This window comes from Fictibacillus nanhaiensis (assembly GCF_023715445.1).
Classification (GTDB): Bacteria; Bacillota; Bacilli; order Bacillales; family Fictibacillaceae; genus Fictibacillus; species Fictibacillus nanhaiensis_D.
The window spans coordinates 161,985-182,939 of sequence record NZ_JAMBOD010000001.1; the positions used below are offsets into that span (position 1 = coordinate 161,985).

Sequence of the window (20,955 nt, forward strand, 5' to 3'; positions counted from 1 at the left end):
GAAGTGATATCATTAGAAGTGTGATAATAAAATAATTTAATGAGGTGATTTAGTGTGAGTAATGGAAATAATCGTCTTACAACCAGCTGGGGTGCACCTGTAGGGGACAACCAGAATTCAATGACCGCAGGATCAAGAGGACCGACTTTAATTCAGGATGTTCATCTATTAGAAAAACTGGCTCATTTTAACAGGGAGCGTGTTCCAGAAAGAGTGGTACATGCAAAAGGCGCTGGTGCACACGGATATTTCGAAGTAACGAATGACGTGAAAAAGTATACAAAAGCAAACTTTTTATCAGAGGTTGGAAAACGCACTCCGCTATTTGTCCGCTTTTCTACCGTGGCAGGTGAGAATGGATCTGCGGATACAGTACGTGATCCAAGGGGATTTGCTGTTAAGTTTTATACAGAAGAGGGCAATTATGACCTAGTAGGAAACAACACTCCAGTATTCTTCATTCGTGATGCGATTAAATTCCCAGACTTTATTCATACACAAAAGCGCCATCCACAAACACATTTAAAAAATCCAAACGCGGTTTGGGATTTCTGGTCATTATCTCCTGAATCTCTTCATCAAGTAACCATTCTCATGTCTGACCGGGGTATTCCTGCAACATTCCGACATATGCATGGATTCGGCAGCCACACATTTAAATGGGTAAATGCAGAAGGAGATGGAGTTTGGGTTAAATACCACTTTAAGACAGAGCAAGGTGTAAAGAATCTATCTAACGAAGTTGCTGCTAAACTTGCTGGAGAAAATCCTGATTATCATACAGAAGATCTTTTCAATGCAATCGAAAAAGGTGATTTTCCTGCATGGAAACTTTATGTGCAGATCATGCCTTTAGAAGATGCAAATACTTACCGTTTTGATCCGTTTGATGTGACAAAAGTGTGGTCTCAAAAAGACTATCCTTTAATTGAAGTGGGTCGCATGGTATTAAACAAAAACCCGGAAAATTATTTTGCGGAAGTTGAACAAGCTACCTTCTCACCAGGCACGCTAGTACCTGGAATTGACGTTTCTCCTGATAAAATGCTACAAGGCCGTCTTTTTGCCTATCATGATGCCCATCGATACAGAGTTGGAGCAAACCATCAGGCACTTCCTATTAATCGTCCGCGAAATGAAGTGAGTAACTATCAGCGTGACGGCCAAATGCGTTTTGATAACAATGGAGGCGGTTCCGTCTACTACGAGCCTAACAGTTTCGGAGGACCAAAAGAATCTCCAGAAAATAAACCATCTGCATTCCCAGTTACAGGTGTTGCTGATAGTGCAGGCTATGATCAACATGACCACTTTACACAACCAGGAGATCTCTATCGTTTGTTAAGTGATGAAGAACGTTCACGTCTTATCGAAACGATCGTGGGTGCAATGAAGCCGGTCGAACATGATGAAATAAAGCTGCGACAAATTCAGCATTTTTATAAAGCAGATCCAGACTATGGCATGCGAGTAGCCAAAGGTCTCGGATTATCTATACCGCAAGAAGTAAAATAAAGCAAAAAAATACGTTCCCTGACAGCGGGGAACGTATTTCTATTTTTAAGTATTACACTTTTGCATAACTTCGCAGATCTTCAATATCAGCTACTTTAAATCCATTCGCTTCTACACGGTGAACCAGTTCGTCGATTTCTTTGCGTGAAACACTTTTATTAAGCGTGATAACAACGCGGCGTAAAAATTGTTTTCCAGCATCTTGTGTAAAAACACCCTCGATATTGTATTCTTCATGGATGGCTGTGAAAAGTTTTCTAAGCGATCCTTTACCTTCTGTTGTTGAAACAGTCAGTGAGTAGCCGCCATTTTTAATTCCATATGAATCTTCTAAAATATCCATTACTTTTGAATGTGTAATAATACCCAAGAAATGATGATCATCATCCACCACAGCCATAAAAGGGAGTCGGCGGATCGAGAACAGCACTTTAAAATAAGCCGTGTTTTCATGAATAAATGCATCTTTTTCTTCCACAACTCGGTTAACGTTATCTTTCACAGAGCCAACATTGTCAATAATGTAATCGGATGTAGTCTCTTTAAAAAGCAAGCCCACAAATTTTTCTTCTTTTTCATCTAATACCGGTATACAGCGGTAACCAGATTGAATGATTGTAAAACGGGCTTCACTTATAGACATATTTTCTGTTACATACGTTACTTTTGATTTTGCAAGGTAGTTAGATTTAACTTTCATAAGACACACCCTTTTCAGAATTATATAAATATTTAAACCTAATTCGCTATAAATTACAATATACCTGCATTTCCGAAGAAAGACTGCAACTTTTTTCCTGATTTGCACAATTGAAAATTTTGGCATATAATTAAGGTAGACATATTTTGTTAATTCAATTAAAGGAGGTGTAAGGAATGCTTAAAGGTGTACAAATGTTTAGCTGGCTGGTGGTTTCACGTTCGATAACTTACGTGCTTTTTCGTAATTGGTGGAGTCTGTCCAAATCAAGCTATACAAATATTGTACATCTATAAGTAACCTTACCCTATCCTTTTTCTATGATAAGAAAATTCAAACCATGGGCAGGTACTATTTGCTCATGGTTTTTTTGTTGAAAAAGGACAGTGGCATTTCAATAATAAAGGAGAAAAACAATGATTATATGCACTGTTCAAAATGTGAAAAAAATGTACGGCGGTAATGAGATTCTTAAAAATATATCTTTTGAAATATATGAGAATGACAGAGTTGGTATCGTCGGACAAAACGGATCGGGAAAAACAACTTTATTCAAACTGGTGAGCAGTTTGGATCATGCCGACTCAGGGGCAATTTTCATTAAAAAGAATGCCACCATTGGCTATCTTGCACAGCTTGCTGAATTTAACGCTGATTCCACGGTTTACGAGGTTATATCTGCCACTTTTGAAGAGATAAAAGAAATTGAACTGAAAATTGAAGAAGTAAATCGCCAATTAATTGATCCTGGTCAAGGACATCGGCTTGAAAAGAACGTAAACAAATTATATAAGCTTCAGGAACAATTCGAGAGTTTAGGCGGCTATGCAATAGAATCAAAAATAAATGGGGTTCTGATAGGACTGGGTATATCCCATCTTACGAATCATTTATTCAAGCATATTAGCGGCGGGGAACAGACGAAAGTAGGGTTAGCTTGTCTCTTGCTTCAAGAACCAGAACTGCTTTTATTGGATGAACCGACAAACCACCTTGATATAGAAACGATGAACTGGCTGGAAAACTATTTACAAAAATACAAAGGCGCTGTTTTAGTAATCAGTCATGACCGATATTTTTTGGATAAGGTGACGACTAAGACCATTGATATAGAAGAAGGAGAATGCAAGACTTATCCTCACTCCTATTCTGGATTTGTGAAAGAAAAAGAAAATAATCTTTTACTAGAATTTGAAAAGTACCAAGAGCAGCAAAAAAAAGTGCGAAAAATTAAAGAGTCTATCAAGCAATTACGTGACTGGGGAGCACGTTCCGGAAATGAGAAGTTCTTCCGGAGAGCAAGAAGTATGGAGAAAGCACTAGCTCGCATTCAAAATATGAAACGGCCACAGCTTGAACGTAAGAAAGCAGCGTTTGAATTTAATGTGAATAAAAGAAGCGGCCAGGATGTTGTCGTTTTAGATCAAGTTAGCAAGACCATCAAAGGCCGAACGATATTGGACAATATTGATTTGCAAGTAAGATATGGTGAGAAGATTGCGTTAATCGGCAAGAACGGCTCAGGAAAAACCACTCTCATAAACAGTCTGCAAAAAGACGACTATGATGGTGGAAATGTTAAGCTTGGGTCATCAGTTTCTATCGGGTATTTATCACAAAAAGGACTCGAAACTGATCCAAATCTGACGGTTCTAGATATATTCAGGGAAAAGGTAGAAATGGAAGAAGGCGAAGCAAGGCATCAATTGGCTAAGTTTTTATTCTACGGTCCTTCTGTATATAAAAAAGCTGGTGACTTAAGCGGAGGTGAAAAAACGCGGTTAAGGCTTGCCCAGCTTGTTTACGAGGGATTCAACTTCCTAATCCTAGATGAACCTACCAATCATCTGGACATTGAATCACGTGAAGCATTAGAAACAGCTTTAGAAGAATTTGAAGGTACAATCTTGGCAGTAACCCATGACCGATATTTTATGAATAAACTATTTGACAGGACGATTTGGTTAGAACAGGGCAAAATCGATCGTTATATAGGAAACTATGATTATGCATTAGAAAAACGTCCCATTTTGTAAAACGGAAACAGGCTGAATTTTTCAGCCTGTTTTTCTGTTTTTTGATTGTGACTGTACCATATGGGGAATAATGGGTAAAAATACTGTGTAATAGTAGGAGGTACTTTGTGAATCATTCAGAAAATCTATTGCCGCAATATCCTGAACCATTATGGAGAGAGAATGTTGATCTGCCAAAATACCCTTCATTGAACGAAAATAATCAATCTGAAGTAGTTGTAGTTGGTGGGGGGATTACTGGAATAACAACAGCATATTTGCTTGCTAAGGCAGGATTGCAAGTCATTCTGCTTGAAGCTGGAAAGGTTGTGAATGGAACATCCGGTCATACTACTGCAAAGATTACATCTCAGCATGGAGTCATCTATGATCGTCTTATTTCCCATTTAGGTTTAGAACGAGCAATAAAGTACTATCGCTCTAATGAAGCTGCTGGACAATTTATAAGAGATTTTATTAAAGAAAATGCTATCCACTGTAATTATGAACCACATGATGCTTATCTCTATGCAAATACCGAACAAGGGATAAAAAAGCTTGAGAAAGAAGCACAAGCATATGAACAGCTTGAAATAGACGGTGAATTTGCTGATAAAATGCCATTTGATATTCCATACAAAAAAGCACTTGTGATGAGAAACCAGGCTCATTTTCACCCTGTTAAATATTTGATTGCATTGTTAAAGGAACTTGATCAGCTTGGTGTCAAAATATATGAGAAGACAACAGCGTCTGATATACAGGAAGATAAAGAAGATAAAAAAGCAGTTGTAAAAACTGAAAGTGGACATGAGGTAAAGGCAAACTTCGTTGCTTGCTGTACGCATTTTCCTTTCTTTGATGGAATGGGCTTCTATTTTACAAGGATGATGGCAGATCGTTCTTATGTCTTAGCTGTAAAAACAAAGGACAAATTTCCTGACGGCATGTATTTAAGTGTGGACGACACTGTCCGGTCATACAGATCGATTCTGCAAGACGGGGAACGCATTGTCCTTTTAGGAGGAGAAAGTCATCAGACAGGGCAAGGGATACCAACTCATCAGCATTATGAAGCGTTATTAAAAGAAGCAAAAAAATCACTTAATCTGGATAGAGTGTTGTATCGCTGGTCAGCTCAAGATCTGATCACTCTCGATAAAGTTCCTTTTATCGGAAAATTAACGCATAAGCATGATAATATTTTTGTAGCTACCGGGTTTAGAAAATGGGGTATGACTACAGGAACACTTGCAGCACATATTATTTGTGATTATATTTTGGATAAAGAGAACGAATTCGCAGATCTTTATAAACCGCAGCGGTTCCAGGCAGATCCTTCTGACATCAAGCAGTTTGTGAAAGAGAATTCGGACGTCGCTAAACATTTTGTTTCTGGAAAGCTGGAAAAACCGGCAAAACATCCACGAAGCCTTAATAAGGATGAAGGCGGGGCAGTAACATTTGACGGAAAACGTTGCGGAGCATACCGGGATTCAAATGGAGAACTGCATGTAGTTGATACAACGTGTACACATTTAGGCTGCGAAGTAGAATGGAACAGCGGTGATAGAACTTGGGATTGTCCTTGTCATGGCTCACGATTTACTTACGATGGTGCTGTTGTAGAGGGACCTGCAATTCAACCTCTGAAACGAATTAACACATAATTTTCTTAAAGACTGAAGGTTCATTCCTCCAGTCTTTTTTCATTTCATATTTCTTCTATTTGACTTCATATATTTTTCTTATATTGAAAAAAATAACAAGTAAAAATAATGATAATTTTTAGAAAATGGTATAAAATAAAGTGCTTAGGGAGCGAGAGGGGGAACTAAATATGAAACTTTTAAAAGAGACACTTAAGCATTTTAAGCCTTATTGGAGAGGGCTGCTGCTTGCTTTTGCCTGCTCATTAGTCGGAGGAGTTTTTACAGTAATACCTCCCATATTAGCCGGGAAGCTAGTAGATGAAGTACTTCCAAACAAAATGACCGATTTAATCGGATGGCTTGTTGCAGGAGTACTATTTGCATTTTTATTTAAAATAATCTTTGAATCTTTGCAAGAATTCATTCAGGTTCAGATTGGACTGGATGTCATAACCGATATGCAGATGAGGGCTTTTGGACGACTGCACAGGACTCCGATGTCATTCTTTACTACAACACCTCGCGGGGATATGCTTTATCGGTTAACACATGATGTTGAAGCGGTTCAGAATTTGAATAATACCGTTATTCCACGATTCGTTCAGCAGGTTGTTAGTGCTGTAGCTGCCTTTATAGCAGTTTTTGCTCTTTATTGGCCAGTAGCAATCGTCATGTTCTGTGTATTCGCTATTTATCTGTACCCTTCATTTAAACTTGGAAATACGATGAGAAAAATGAGTGCAGTACAGCGCGATATGCGTGCTGACATCTACCATCACCTTCAAGAGAGCATTGAATCTACCAGATTAGTTCGTACTTTCCAAACCCAAGAACGTGAAATACATACACAAGAGAAAAAACTGACAGAATGGAAAAACTATTCAATTCGTGCTGCATTAATTGGTAAAGTGAATTGGCGTTTGGGAAACTTGTTTAATATCGCGACACCAGGTGTTGTAATGCTGGTTGGCGGTTTGGCAGTATGGAACAACACAATATCAGTGGGTACATTGGTAGCTTGTCTAGGCTTTATTCCTACTATGTTTTTTCCGATACGATCACTCGCTGAAAATGCACTGATCATTCAGCAAGCTATACCAGCTCTTCAACGAATCTATGAATATTTTGATCTTCCGGTTGAACATGAAGAAAACCTGCCAAAGATGCAGCCAATTCGCGGCGATATTGATGTCAAAAATCTATGGTTCCGCTATCCCGGCAATGATGAATACGTGCTAAAAGGGGTTTCTTTGAACATGAAGGCTGGAGAGCATATTGGAATCGTCGGTACAAGCGGCGGCGGAAAATCAACTCTCATTCAATTGCTTCTTGGCCTCTATGAACCGGAGACAGGAACGATTGAAATTGATCAGCGAAATTTGTTTGCTTACAACCGAAATTCCTTCCGCCAGCAAGTTGGAGTTGTGTCACAGGAAACTTTCCTATTAAATAATACTCTTCGTATGAATCTTTTATATGGAAGAAAAGATGCATCTCAGGAAGATTTAGACGCTGCATGTGCTGCATCAGGACTTACAGAATTTATTGCTGCACTGCCTGAAGGATATGAAACCATTGTAGGTGAGCGCGGACTGAAACTTTCTGGCGGTCAAAGACAGCGTGTTGCACTAGCAAGAGCTATCTTAAGACATCCTGCACTATTGATTTTTGATGAAGCGACTTCTTCATTAGATGGAGAAACAGAAGAACGTGTCCAGGCAGCTTTGGAAACACTTATTCCCGGCCGTACGACAATTACGATCGCTCATCGTCTAATTACAGTAAGAGATGCAGACAAAATATTGCTCTTAGATAAGGGTATCGTTGCTGAAGAAGGGACTCATGAAGAACTTCTTGCAAGGAGAGGCCAATATTATGAACTTTATATGGCCCAATATAGTGAATTAGAAAAGGAGAGAGCGATATGAGCCAAATAGCCGCTAAGCAAAAAAACCGGGATGGCAGACGCGTTCTTGCCTTTTTAAAACCTCATAAAAATTGGGTGTTTGCTGATGCTTTTGTTATCGCGGTCAGCCAGGTATTTTCTGCGCTAATTCCAACTCTTGCGCTAGGGTGGCTTGTTGATACAATTTTGCCAGGCGAGTCAAATAAACTGCTATGGGGATTAATGTGGCTTCTTATTTTTGCAGCTGTTGCTGATTTAATCTTGATGGTAATTGATGAATATTTTTGTCACCAAGTAGCAAAGACAGTTACGAACTGGCAAAAACTCAGACTCTTTAAACACCTTCAGATTCTACCGTTTTCTTTTTATCAAAACAATCAATCAGGAGAAATGATGGCGAGGGTTTCGGACGATCCAGATACTTTGCACAATTTCCTTGCATGGGAAGGTTCAACTTTTATGGCATCGGTACAGGGAGTAATTCTTTACAGTATCGTGCTGCTTTGGATTCACCCTTACCTCATGATAACTTCGGTTGTACTAGGTGTAATATTCTACTTAACATCAAATGCAGTCGGACAAAGAACACGCCAGTCTTCAGCGAATGCAAGAAAAGAGGCCTCCCGATATCTTGAAAGACTTCGTGAATCTGTTACGGGAATTCATCTTTCGAGAGTTCTAGGAGTTTCTGAAGGAGAAGTAAAAAGTGTTGCCGAGATTCGAAAATCTTTTATTAAGGAATCTCGTAATGAATTAAAAGCCCGCATGCAATCCATTGTTATTATAGGCAGCTATAACGGTCTGGGATTAGCAGTCGTTTACGGTTTAAGCGCCTATTTAATCTGGAACAATAGATTAACAACTGGTGAGATGCTGACAGCTGCTGGCCTTGTTGCTATTGCAGCAAATGAGATGCAGCGGATGCTTAGAAACTGGCTGTCAGTCAGGCGAACAGGTCCGGCTTTGGACCGATCTGAAATTTTACTGAGTGAAAAGATTTCAAGTGCTGAAACAGAAAAAGGTATTATTTTGCCAGCTTTGGATGGATCTATTGAATTAAGTGAAGTTGCTTTCGGATACCCGGAAAAAGACGAACAAGTTCTTAAGGGACTTTCATTTTCAGTTCAGCCCGGGGAAGCAGTTGCTTTAGTTGGACCAAGCGGATCTGGGAAGTCTACCATCATTGATTTATTGCTGCGTCTTTATGATCCAGACAGCGGTTCTATCTATATAGACGGCATTGATATTTCTTCTATTGATGCAGGATGGCTGCGTTCACAGATAGCCATCGTTTCGCAGGACGTACAGCTCCGCAACGGATCTCTAGCCGATAATTTACGTATAGCAAAACCTGAGGCGACTGATGAAGAATTGTTAAGTGCCATTCATGACAGCGGTTTAGGTGAATTTATCCAGTCATTGCCTGATGGCTTAAACACATTGGTGGGAGAACGGGGAAGTTTATTATCTGGCGGTCAAAAACAAAGGTTGTCTTTAGCAAGAGCACTAGTAAAAGATGCTGCAATTCTCGTATTAGACGAAGCGAGTTCTGCACTTGATCCAATTACAGAAGTACAAGTGAATGAAGCGATTAACAAGAGAAAATCAAAACAAACCGTATTTATAATCTCGCACCGCTTGTCTACCGTTTTAGCAGCTAATCACATTATCGTAATCGAAAACGGCAAAATGATTGAACAAGGCAGACATGAAACGCTCTTAGAATCAGAAAATGGAGTATACAGCCGCTTATTTAAACGGGAAGCTGAAATAGGAACTCAAGCATTCAGCAATTAAGTTTGTAAGAAGGGCAGTCCTAATAAGGATTGCCTTTTTCTCATAATCAATCTCTCAATTGGCTATATATGATTTAGGAGGTTACAATCATGTCAAATGAAGTGCAAGCATATCTAGCGCAATGAATATCCTGCAGCCAATGAGAACATCATTTATTAAATAATTGGGGGAGTTGTGAAGATGGTAAAATTGCCGATGCCTGTTGGTTTATTAATTGAAGCTGCTGTTGCTGGCGGAGTTGATGGAGATCTTTTAATTGATGTTATTCGAAATAAAAATATGAAAGCATTAAATCATATTGGGAAAGAAGAAACCAGCTGGTTAAATTTCTTTCAATACGCAGATGAAAATTGGGGAAATGTTGTTCAAGCCATACAAACGGGATATTCCTTTAAGTTCATTACAATTAGAGGATTACTAAATCTAATACAGACACGATTTGCATTTAAGGAAAATGAAGATTTCATCCTTGGTGATTCTTGGATGGCATTAAACCTTACTCAGTCACAGCTAGAATTTCTAATATCCCGCATTCCAAATCAATGGGAATTTGTAAAACAAGAAAAAGACCATTATAACTATCTTGCAGTTCTTTCGCATTCACAACTGAAAGTATGATAAAAAAGCATCTGTAAAAAGAAACATACCTCTTACAGATGCTTTTTTTAATCCTGAAAATTGTTTCTGGTACTTAACCATGTTGTGATGCCAATGGCTCTGCATACAGAAAAATAGTGAAGCAGCATCAATAGAACGGAACCCGCATTCATTCCAATAATGATTCCGTGCATTCCTAAGGATGGCTGCGAACCTAGCACGTACATAAGAGAAAATGAAACAATCGTAGACCAAACGGATTGTATAAACGCTGTCATTATTAATCCTAATCCAATCAAATACGCCTGAAGAGGGATTAAAAAGAACGTAAACAAAAAGCTCGGCCATAATAGTTCCAAATAAGCTGCAGCTGATAAAGAATGAAAAAACATAATCGTTAATTTTTCAGAAAAGATAAGAAAAATAACGATGGCAGGAAATCCATAGGCAGCTGTAATACTCATCACTTTCATAAGCAGCATCTTTAATTTATCGATATCTTTCTTTGCAGTTGCCTCAGAGACAGTAGGAATTAATACGACTAATAAAGAGTGTGCTATAAATGCCGGAAAGAATCCAATTGAAATCGCCACACCAGCCAGAAGTCCAAACTGTTCTGTGGCTGCAACATCTGATATGCCTGTAAGAGACAGTGAGTATTTTATCAAAAACGGCTGAACAGCATTTGTTACAGCATGAAACAGCCTCAATCCGGTTGTTGGAATGGTTACTGCCATAAGGCTTTTTGTTACTTCTCCAGCACTTAACAATTGGTTCGTATGAGACCTCATTTTTCTGTATTGCAGCAAATAGGCTGTAAACAGATAGATGAACACGACTAATTCACTGCCAACGAATGTTGCTAATGCAACCAGTATTGCAGTTTCTCGATCAAATGAAAACAATTGATAAATCCCAACCAACAATATTAGTTGTGCCAGTTTACGAAACAAATTTGAAAATGCCAATTTTCCCATCTGCTGCTTCCCCATAAAAAAACCTCTTGCAATTGAGGTTAGTGAGATAAGGGGAATCAATAGCACCATCAGCCATCTGACAAGGGGATGGTAGCTATTAAACACAGGTATAAAGGGCAAAACAAATATTGCGATGATAATCATTGCTGCTGTTAGTAACAACGTTAACTTTGTTGCGTGTTTTAACATGCTGTAATGCTGTTTTTCTTCTTTTTCTGCTACAAATTTCGAAATGGAAATCGGTAGTTCAAGACTTGCAATAATGATGATTAATATTACCGTTGGAAATATAGACATGTAATGTCCCAAGCCAAGTTCGCCCAACTTACGTGCAAGTATCATATTGATTATTAATTCTAAACTTTCACCCACAAGTGCAGCTGCGGCAAGCAGCAACACTCCTCGAAAAAAAATATTCATATCTTGGTGCATCTCCTTGTACACGTTGTCCATCTATTCTTATGCAATAAGTAATGAAACAAGACCACAAAGGACTTTTGACACGAAAGGGAGAAGATAGAAGATAATAGAGAAAAGATGTAAGGGGGCACAAAAATTCATGACGATAGAAACGAATGAAGATACCTTCACGATAATACCGCTTGCAGAAAGAGGGAAAGTAACTGACGAATGGCTGTATAACAGACTGGAGAATTTACTGCCTGTTTTAATGATTAAACATGGCGTCGATTCCTGGATTACCATTGGAAGGGAATATCATGAAGATCCGGCAGCCATCACTTTATTTCCTTCTTCAATAGACAGTTCCAGACGCTTAACAATCTTTGTTTTTTTAAGAGAGAGAAACACCAATAAAATAAAAAGGTTCGTGATTTCTTCCAATAAACTATTTGAACCTTTTTATATGTGCTGCACCGTTAGAAAAGGAGAGGAGCCCTTCGATGTACTCAGAAGAATAATGGATACATATAACCCCGAAAAAATAGCCATTAATTATTCTTCTCATTTTTCATTTTGTGATGGATTAAGCCATTCCTTTTATCAAAGTTTGACCTCTTTTCTTGGCAATGAGCACTCAGCTAACCTTATTTCATCGGAAACATTAGCACTGGATTGGATGCAATTACGGACAGATTCTGAATTGTATTCCTACAAAGAACTAGCCAAGATAACAAGAAATATTGTAAAACAAGCTTTATCCAATGACGTAATTATCCCTGGAATAACAACTACACGCGACGTAGTTGATTGGGTCCGTCAGAAAGTATTAGATCTTGGAATAAAAACATCCTTTTATCCAACGGTCGATATACAAAGAAAAGATTCATCTGCTGACCGGATAGAAGGGGTGATATTACATGGAGACATCGTACACCTTGATTTTGGAATAGAATATTTAGGACTTTGCACAGATACCCAGCAGCTTGCCTATGTTCTCCATCCTTATGAACAGGATATTCCGGATGGCCTGAAAATGGCTTTACGCGTTGCTAACCATTTTGAAGATATCTTTTCTCAAACGATCAGAACTGGAATTACCGGCAATGAGCTATTTGAAGAAGTTCTGAAGAAAGCTGCAAAAAATGAAATTCAAGCTATGCTGTATTCACATCCCATAGGATACCATTGCCATGGTGCAGGTCCTATAATGGGTTTGTATGATAAACAGGAACCCATTCCGATAAGAGGGGAATTGCCTATTCAAAACAATACCTGTTATGCTTTAGAATTTAATATAAGATCATTCATCCCTGAATGGAATAAGGATATTCCTGTTTATCTCGAAGAATCTGTCTGCTTTAAAGATAAAATGTCTTATCTGACAAAAAGACAAACCGAATTCTATGTGATTTCTTCAAATCCTTTATAAAGGAGGTAAAAGTTTACATTTGATAAACCCCCGTTCCTCTAGTAAAATGGAAAACTGTGTGTTTGTTTCGGCTATACAGTAAAGGGGGGAATGATTATGTTATTATTAGAGCATGAAAAAGAACAAGAACATAAGCTTGATCGTGATGAACTCGAATTTCAGATTCTTCGATTGCAGAACGATATGAAACAAATTGCAAAAGACTACGATGTCATCGGTGTAAATCAAACAAAAGATGATAATCTTGTTATTGTATATAAAACAGAAGAAATGGATCAATGCAAGATCATGCTTAACGATTGTGAGTCCAGATATTATGGCTGGGACTTTGCAATTGATGCAGTATATATGAATGAGAACACTTTGCATATTGGAGATATAAAAGGACCTGCCAATAAAGGATATGGTTCCATTTGTATGGAATATTTAAAAGAAACTGCCGTTGACAACAATATACCTTTAATAAAGGGTGACATTGCCAAGAGAGATTGGGATCATGTAGACCGTCTTATTCACTTTTATGAAAAACATGATTTTGAAGTTGAGCTAGATCATGAAAATAAATGCGGAAAAATTGAATGGAAAGATTTTTAAGAAAAGATGTTTATCAATGAGATAGGCATCTTTTTTTTATTTAAATTATTGATATATCAGAAAAAGCAGAAAATCATTATTGGGATGACACATACGGCGACAGGATCATTGAACTTGTTTTTCTTGGGATTGATTATGATAAACATGAAATAATAAAAAATTTAGATTACTGTCTATTAAATACTGGAGAAATGTTAAGAACAGACTGGAACACATTTTTCGATCCGGTGCCAGCATTTGCTGAAAAAGAATAGCTGAGTAAACGAATCCAGAACCGGATTCGTTTTTGTTTACCACCGGGCTGTTATAGGGTAAGTAGGGTGTAGTGCATGAAATAAGGAGAGGTTGAAAATGACCGTGACTCATTTAAAATCAAATAAAGAAAACGGGTTATCCGAACGCTTTGAGATTGCATTCAATCAGATACACAAATGTCTTATGGATAAAGTAAATGATACTACAGATGACCGGTTTAAAAATCTGGTGGAAGTCGGAATGAATAAGCATTCTCTTATCAGGTCATTTTATAATGAGCTATGCCAGTTCGCAAAGCTGCGAAATGCAATTGTTCACGAAAAAGTTGATCATGATTATTATATCGCTGAGCCACATTTAGATATTGTTGAACGTATAGAAAAGATTGCGGGTTATTTTCAAAAGCCTGAAACAGCATTAAGTATCGCAACAAAAGAAGTTCATCATTTTAAAGAAAGTGATCGTCTTGCCGATGTTCTAAGCTGTATCAGAGAAACATCATATTCACGCTTCCCGGTTTATAATGAAAAAGGGGAGTATCTTTGGCTTCTGACAGCAACATATATATTAAATTGGCTTACTGACCGCCTAGCAGATCAAGTTATTGATTTAAACAATGCAAAAATATCAGATATAACGAATAATAAGGAAAATCAGCTAGTAGCTTTCATTTCAAAAACCTCAAGTATATTTAAGGCGGAAGAGATTTTCGAGACGTTCCATAAAGAAGGGAAGAAACTCGAAGCAATCATAATTACACTTAATGGAAGTGAAAATGAAAGGCCACTAGGCATTGTAACTTCATATGACTTAATTGAGATTGATTTAGATGGTTGATCGATTATTGACACTCATTATTGGGTGTCTTTTTTTAGAGCTATTCTTAAGCACAATTCGAATATTTATATTTGTTTAAGGAGATAAAGAATAGGGAAACGGCATTTTTAGATGACTGAATTTTTTGTAAGTTAATTTTTAAAAGAAAGGGTGAAATTGTTTTGTCAGATTTTTTTTCTATTAATATTAATGGATCAGAATTAAAAGCGAATAAGGACCAAACCATCTTAAACCTGCTTTCAGAGAGCCCGGACCAAGTACCGCATGTTTGCTACCACCCCAGTCTAGGACCACTTGAAACGTGTGATACATGTATCGTAAAGGTTAATGGAGAGTTTGTAAGGGCCTGTTCTACAAAAGTAAATGAAGGAGACGAAGTTGATACCAAATCAGATGAGGTAAGAGAAGCCCAGGTTATAGGAATGGACAGGATTCTTTTTAACCACGAACTCTATTGTACGGTTTGTGATTATAACAATGGCGGATGTGAAGTACATAACACTGTTAAAGAGATGAAAATAAACCATCAAAGCATCCCTTTTGACCATAAACCCTATAAGGAGGATAACTCAAACCCTTTTTACAGATATGATCCCGATCAATGCATATTGTGCGGACGCTGTGTTGAAGCGTGTCAGGATGTCCAAGTAACCGAAACTCTTTCAATCGACTGGGATCGTGAACGGCCTCGGGTAATTTGGGATAAAGATGTTCCGATTAACGAATCTTCTTGTGTTTCTTGCGGACATTGCTCAACCGTCTGTCCATGCAATGCGTTGATGGAGAAAGGGATGTTAGGCGAAGCTGGCTACATGACCGGAATTAACCGGGAAACTTTACGTCCGATGATCGAAATCACGAAGAGCGTAGAAACAGGGTACGGCTCTATTTTAGCCATTTCAGATATGGAAGCTGCAATGCGTGAACAACGGATTAAAAAGACGAAAACGGTTTGTACGTATTGCGGAGTGGGCTGCAGTTTTGATGTGTGGACAAAAGGCAGAGAGATTTTAAAAGTGGATCCACAAATCCAAGCTCCTGCAAACGGGATATCCACTTGTATTAAAGGAAAATTCGGCTGGGATTATGTGAACAGCGAAGAACGGTTAACAAAACCATTGATTCGTGAAGGAGATGCATTCAGAGAAGCCACTTGGGATGAAGCGTTAAACCTGATAGCCTCTAAGTTTACAGATATAAAAGAAAAACATGGTTCACAAGCTTTAAGCTTTATCAGTTCGTCTAAATGTACGAACGAAGAGTCATATTTAATGCAAAAACTGGCACGAGGAGTTATCGGAACCAATAACATCGATAATTGCTCACGGTACTGTCAGACTCCTGCAACGATGGGATTATTCCGAACAGTTGGCCACGGTGGAGACTCCGGAACCATTAAAGATATAGAAAAGTCAGAGCTTGTTATCGTGATTGGTTCCAACACGTCTGAATCTCATCCCGTTTTAGCAACACGTGTTAAACGGTCTCAAAAATTAAATGGACAGAAACTGATTGTTGCAGACCTTCGAAAACATGAAATGGCAGATCGTGCAGATCTGTTTGTTCACCCGCGGGCAGGTTCTGATTTAGTCTGGCTTTCTGCAGTAACAAAATATATTCTGGACCAGGGCTGGGAGGATAAGGAATTTTTAGACAAGCAAGTGAATGGATTAGAAGAATTCAAACAGAATCTTGAAAAGTTCACATTGGAATATGCTGAGAAGGCAACAGGACTTTCACAAGAGGAGCTAATCAAAATTGCAGAAACGATCCACCTATCAAAGAGTGTTTGTATTCTTTGGGCAATGGGAGTTACACAGCATACGGGTGGCAGCGATACAAGTACTGCTATTTCAAATTTGCTGCTTGTCACCGGGAATTACGGAAGACCAGGTGTAGGATCTTATCCTCTTAGAGGCCATAACAATGTACAAGGTGCAAGTGATTTTGGAAGCATGCCGGATCGCCTGCCTTCTTATGAAAAAGTTTCAGATGAAAAGGTAAGAGCAAAATATGAAAATGTTTGGGGAGTGAAAATACCGGAAGAACCAGGACTCAACAATCACGAGATGGTGGCTGGCATACATGAGGGCTATGTTAAGGCTATGTACCTAAAAGGGGAAGACATGGGTATCGTGGATTCTAACATTAACCATGTCCATGCAGCTTATGAAAAATTGGATTTCTTTGTTGTTCAGGATATTTTCTTCACCAGAACGGCTGAGTTTGCAGATGTTGTATTGCCAGCAAGCCCAAGTCTTGAAAAAGAAGGAACCTTCACAAATACAGAGCGAAGAATACAACGGTTATATCAAGTTCTCGAACCATTAGGAGATTCAAAACCTGATTGGCAGATTATACAGGAAATCGCAAACCGTCTTGGAGCTGGATGGAATTACACGCATCCTAGTGACATTATGGATGAAGCTGCACAATTAGCACCGCTGTTCGCTGGTGTTTCTTATGAAAGATTAGAAGGATACAAAAGTCTTCAATGGCCTGTTGCACCTGATGGAACAGATACACCCATTCTATTTTTAGATGGTTTTCCTTTTGATGATCGGAAAGCAAGATTATTTCCTGTTGACTGGACAGAACCGAAAGAATTTGGTGAAGAATACGATATACACGTAAACAACGGCAGAATCTTAGAACACTTCCATGAAGGAAACATGACGTATAAGTCGGAAGGAATAACCTCTAAAACGCCTAACGTATTTCTGGAAATCTCACATGAACTTGCAAAAGAAAGAGGTATTAAAGATGGAACTCTTGTACGCTTATCCTCTCCATATGGAAGTGTTAAAGTAAAGTGTTTGATCACAGATCGAGTGAAGGGCAAAGAAGTCTATTTACCGATGAACGATAATGGCGAAGCCGCGATTAATTTACTAACGAGCAGCTACTCAGACAAAGATACGGATACGCCAGCTTATAAAGAAACAAGTGCTAAGCTAGAGATCTTACAAGCAGAAGGTGTAAACCCGCTTCCAAGAACGAATTTCAGATACGGTAACCCGCAGCCGCAAATAGGAGTAGCTGTCGAAAAGAAATGGGCCAGAAAAGACTATATTTTCCCTGGAGATGTCGTGAAAAAGGAGCGAAAGCAACATGGCTAAGGCGATTAAGAAAGTTTATAGATTGACCGTGCCGGAGGAAGAACAGCGTAAGAATGATTTGAGTGAAGTTGAGGATGCTTTGATTAAAAATAAGAAAGCGATCTTGCAAACGCTCGAGATTATGAATCATATGCAGGAAAAAGGGATTCTCTCGCTGTTAAACGGGTTATTTGGCCAAGGTGACAAAGTATTAGATGTTGCCGTTAAAGCAATGGACAAACCTGAGAACACGAACACCATGAAGAATCTACTGTTGCTGCTGGGAACGCTCGGAATGATCAACGTGAGACAGCTTGAACCTTTCTTATTAAAGATTGACGCAGGAATAGCCAGAGTTGCCGAATATAAAGACACTGATGAAAAAACAGGATATTTAGATCTTGTAAAATCTATAAAAGACCCAGAAGTTAACAGAGCCATCACCACCCTGATGCAATTTTTAAAAGGAATGGGACAAGAAACCGAACCTTATGAAAAGACAACTCAAGATACTCCAGAAAAACGTGCTAACCAAACTAAAGATAAAACAATGGAGTAAAAATGGGTAAAGGAGAAAAGAAATGGCTAAAAAAGTAAAGAACCGCTGGTTGATTGCAGCTGCTGCTGTTGGTATACACATATCAATTGGTTCAGTCTATTCCTGGAGTGTGTTTACAAATCCACTCCGGGAAAAACATGATTGGGGACTAAGTGAAATCTCATTAACTTTTAGTATTGCAATCTTGTTTTTAGGGTTATCAGCTGCGTTTATGGGACATTTTGTAGAACGGTATGGTCCGCGTATATCAGGATTAATAGCTTCAGCGTGTTTCGGAGCGGGACTCATAGGTGCAGGTTTTGCAGACAGTATTGGTTCATTGTACATGCTTTACTTTTTCTATGGAGCATTGGGCGGGATCGGTCTTGGAATCGGCTATATTACACCCGTTTCCTCACTAGTAAAATGGTTTCCGGACAGAAGAGGACTAGCTACAGGTTTAGCTATCATGGGGTTCGGATTCGCTTCGCTAATTGCGAGTCCGGTTATTGCAAAATTAATAACAGGTATAGGAATCTCTAATACTTTTTATCTTTTAGGAGCTGTATATTTTGGAATAATGTTTCTATCTTCTCTTTATCTTGCTCCTCCTCCAAAAGATTGGCAGCCAGAGGGGATTGATGAAAGGGATAAAAAAGAAGAAAAACAAACGAAAGATCTTGCCCAGCTGACAGCAAATGAAGCCGTAAAAACGATTCGCTTTTGGGCGCTTTGGGCAATGCTCTTCATCAATGTAACTTGCGGAATCGCGGTTATATCCGTAGCTTCTCCAATGGCACAGGATATCGCAGGACTAAGCGCTGGTGCAGCGGCAACAATGGTTGGTATCATGGGATTATTCAATGGATTTGGACGAATAGGATGGGCTTCAGTTTCAGACTATATCGGAAGGCCAAATGTATATACAACATTTTTCGCAGTGCAGACAGTGGCGTTCCTGCTTTTGCCGAACGTAACGAATGCAATGTTCTTCCAGCTGTTGGTATATATCATTTTAACGTGTTATGGCGGCGGATTCGCTTCAATCCCAGCTTATATTGGTGATCTCTTCGGAACAAAACAGCTAGGTGCCATTCACGGATATATATTAACTGCCTGGGCTGGTGCAGGCCTAGTTGGTCCACTTGTCGTATCATGGATTCGGGAAACAACGAACAGCTATTCTTTAACACTCTATATTTTTACAGGGGCATTTGTTGTAGCTCTAGCCATATCTCTATTGATTCGTATTAACATCCGCAACATTAGAAGAGCGAACAATAACACACAAGCTGCAGGTTGAAATAATAAGAGAATGACCCAAATTGTTCATGGTTTGGGTCATTTTTTTTTTAAAAAAGAGGTTAAACATGTCGATTGGCGGACACCAATCCGATTTCTTTGGTTTAGCGGTGCCTTGAAGAGAGGAAAAACATTGAAAAGTAGCCTAGTTAACCGTAATTCCACAAAAAACAGCCATTAATCCACGAGTTTTGGTTCCGAATCCAAAAATATTAGCCATGAATCCAAAAGTTTTGGCACTTTATCGACGAGTCTACAATCCTCGACAAATTTCGATTACTAGCTGCTCTCAATTACCCTCATCCTAATATCAACTAACAATGTTTATTGATACTGCTCCAACACAGAAAAGAACTTAATCACGAATTCATAAAAAACTTGTTCAGCAGGTGCCAGTTCACGTCCGCGGGGAGTAATGATTCCAACCGTTCGTTTAACATCCGGTATCTCTATCGGAATTTTCACCGTAAATCGCGGTTTAGTTTCGTAAAAAGAACTATCGGGTAAAAGTGTTACACCCATACCAGCTGTGACTAAGCCTTTTATAGCATCAAGATCTTCACCTTCACAAGCAATCCTGGGTATGAAGCCTGATTCTTTACAAGCATTCACTACAACTTCACGTAAAATGTACCCATCCGGAAATAGAACAAAGTCATCATTTCTCAGATCACTTAATAAAAGGCTTCTTTTTTCAGATAAAGAATGCTGCTCTGGCAGTAAGGCTGAAATCTTTTCAGTAAACAAGATATAACCTTCCAAATCAGGATCATTTGTTGGGACAGGACCAAGGAAAGCCAAATCGATGTCACCGTTTTTAACACTTTCCGTTAAAAACCGATATGATCCTTGCCTTAAATGAAAAGCAATATTCGGATGCTCTCTTTTAAATGCAGATACAACAGTAGGGAGCAGGTGACCCGCGAGACTAGTCGGAAACCCGATTTTAATCGTACCTCTTTCAGGGTCTAAATACTCATCTATCTGCTTTTTAGCGTGTTCAATTGCTTTCAATGCAGTCTTTGCATGGGTTAAAAACAAGCGTCCCACAGGTGACAATTTAATATTTCTTCCTTCTCGTTCAAAGAGCTCTACACCTAATTCGGATTCTAAATTTGCAATTTGACGGCTTACTGCAGATTGAGCTACATGCAAAGCAAGTGCCGCTTCTGACACGTGTTCACGTTCTGCTACTTCAATAAAATAGTGCAATTGACGAATCTCCATAACATTACCACAACCAATCATTCTCAATTTGAGATTGTTTTAATCTAAATTATATATTGTTTCGATTAATTATAAACTCTAAACTTAATGAAAGAAAGTTTTGAACATTTAGTT

15 protein-coding genes are annotated in these 20,955 nt (G+C 38.7%); 12 read left to right on the forward strand and 3 right to left on the reverse strand.

Features of this window, described 5'->3' with window-relative positions; translation table 11 throughout:
• The first annotated feature begins 54 nt into the window (after positions 1–54).
• Entirely contained in the window at positions 55–1,515 is a 1,461-nt protein-coding gene (gene katA / locus M3196_RS00920; protein ID WP_338082916.1) for a catalase KatA, read from the forward strand.
• A 52-nt stretch (positions 1,516–1,567) separates the two neighbouring features.
• On the opposite strand, the gene cbpA is transcribed toward katA, so the two are convergent.
• On the reverse strand, positions 1,568–2,215 hold the full coding sequence (gene cbpA, locus M3196_RS00925; protein ID WP_251320388.1) for a cyclic di-AMP binding protein CbpA: 648 nt from the start codon (positions 2,213–2,215) through the stop codon (positions 1,568–1,570).
• Positions 2,216–2,631: 416 nt separating this feature from the next.
• On the opposite strand from cbpA, the gene abc-f reads away from it, so the two are divergent.
• From abc-f to M3196_RS00950, 5 genes are all read left to right on the forward strand, one after another.
• Positions 2,632–4,251: a ribosomal protection-like ABC-F family protein gene (gene abc-f / locus M3196_RS00930; protein ID WP_251320389.1), complete on the forward strand. Its 1,620-nt coding sequence runs from the start codon at positions 2,632–2,634 to the stop codon at positions 4,249–4,251.
• A gap of 107 nt (positions 4,252–4,358) precedes the next feature.
• On the forward strand, positions 4,359–5,900 hold the full coding sequence (locus tag M3196_RS00935) for an FAD-dependent oxidoreductase (protein ID WP_425310962.1): 1,542 nt from the start codon (positions 4,359–4,361) through the stop codon (positions 5,898–5,900).
• Positions 5,901–6,070: 170 nt separating this feature from the next.
• Entirely contained in the window at positions 6,071–7,810 is a 1,740-nt protein-coding gene (locus M3196_RS00940; protein ID WP_251320390.1) for an ABC transporter ATP-binding protein, read from the forward strand.
• The gene (locus tag M3196_RS00945; protein ID WP_251320391.1) at positions 7,807–9,585 is read left to right on the forward strand and encodes an ABC transporter ATP-binding protein; all 1,779 of its coding nucleotides are present in this window, start codon (positions 7,807–7,809) and stop codon (positions 9,583–9,585) included. Before M3196_RS00940 ends, M3196_RS00945 begins: the two co-directional genes overlap by 4 nt.
• 180 nt (positions 9,586–9,765) lie before the next feature.
• Entirely contained in the window at positions 9,766–10,203 is a 438-nt protein-coding gene (locus M3196_RS00950) for a hypothetical protein (RefSeq protein ID WP_251320392.1), read from the forward strand.
• Between the two features lie 47 nt (positions 10,204–10,250).
• Here M3196_RS00950 and M3196_RS00955 read toward each other — a convergent pair whose 3' ends face one another.
• Positions 10,251–11,579: an oligosaccharide flippase family protein gene (locus M3196_RS00955; protein ID WP_251320393.1), complete on the reverse strand. Its 1,329-nt coding sequence runs from the start codon at positions 11,577–11,579 to the stop codon at positions 10,251–10,253.
• Positions 11,580–11,718: 139 nt separating this feature from the next.
• Here M3196_RS00955 and M3196_RS00960 point away from each other — a divergent pair, with 139 nt between their 5' ends.
• From M3196_RS00960 to M3196_RS00990, 6 genes are all read left to right on the forward strand, one after another.
• A complete protein-coding gene (locus M3196_RS00960; protein WP_251320394.1) occupies positions 11,719–12,990 on the forward strand; it encodes a M24 family metallopeptidase in 1,272 nt (423 codons plus the stop codon).
• A gap of 96 nt (positions 12,991–13,086) precedes the next feature.
• Positions 13,087–13,584: a hypothetical protein gene (locus M3196_RS00965; protein WP_425310963.1), complete on the forward strand. Its 498-nt coding sequence runs from the start codon at positions 13,087–13,089 to the stop codon at positions 13,582–13,584.
• Positions 13,585–13,935: 351 nt separating this feature from the next.
• A complete protein-coding gene (locus M3196_RS00975) occupies positions 13,936–14,676 on the forward strand; it encodes a CBS domain-containing protein (RefSeq protein WP_251320396.1) in 741 nt (246 codons plus the stop codon).
• A 161-nt stretch (positions 14,677–14,837) separates the two neighbouring features.
• Positions 14,838–17,795 carry a formate dehydrogenase subunit alpha gene (gene fdhF, locus M3196_RS00980; protein ID WP_251320397.1) on the forward strand — a complete coding sequence of 986 codons (2,958 nt, stop codon included), beginning with the start codon at positions 14,838–14,840 and terminating at the stop codon, positions 17,793–17,795.
• A complete protein-coding gene (locus M3196_RS00985) occupies positions 17,788–18,333 on the forward strand; it encodes a DUF1641 domain-containing protein (protein WP_251320398.1) in 546 nt (181 codons plus the stop codon). The genes fdhF and M3196_RS00985 overlap by 8 nt, the downstream gene beginning before the upstream one ends.
• A gap of 22 nt (positions 18,334–18,355) precedes the next feature.
• A complete protein-coding gene (locus tag M3196_RS00990) occupies positions 18,356–19,615 on the forward strand; it encodes an L-lactate MFS transporter (RefSeq protein ID WP_251320399.1) in 1,260 nt (419 codons plus the stop codon).
• Between the two features lie 323 nt (positions 19,616–19,938).
• Here M3196_RS00990 and M3196_RS00995 read toward each other — a convergent pair whose 3' ends face one another.
• Positions 19,939–20,841: a LysR family transcriptional regulator gene (locus M3196_RS00995; protein ID WP_251320400.1), complete on the reverse strand. Its 903-nt coding sequence runs from the start codon at positions 20,839–20,841 to the stop codon at positions 19,939–19,941.
• Positions 20,842–20,955 lie beyond the last annotated feature (114 nt).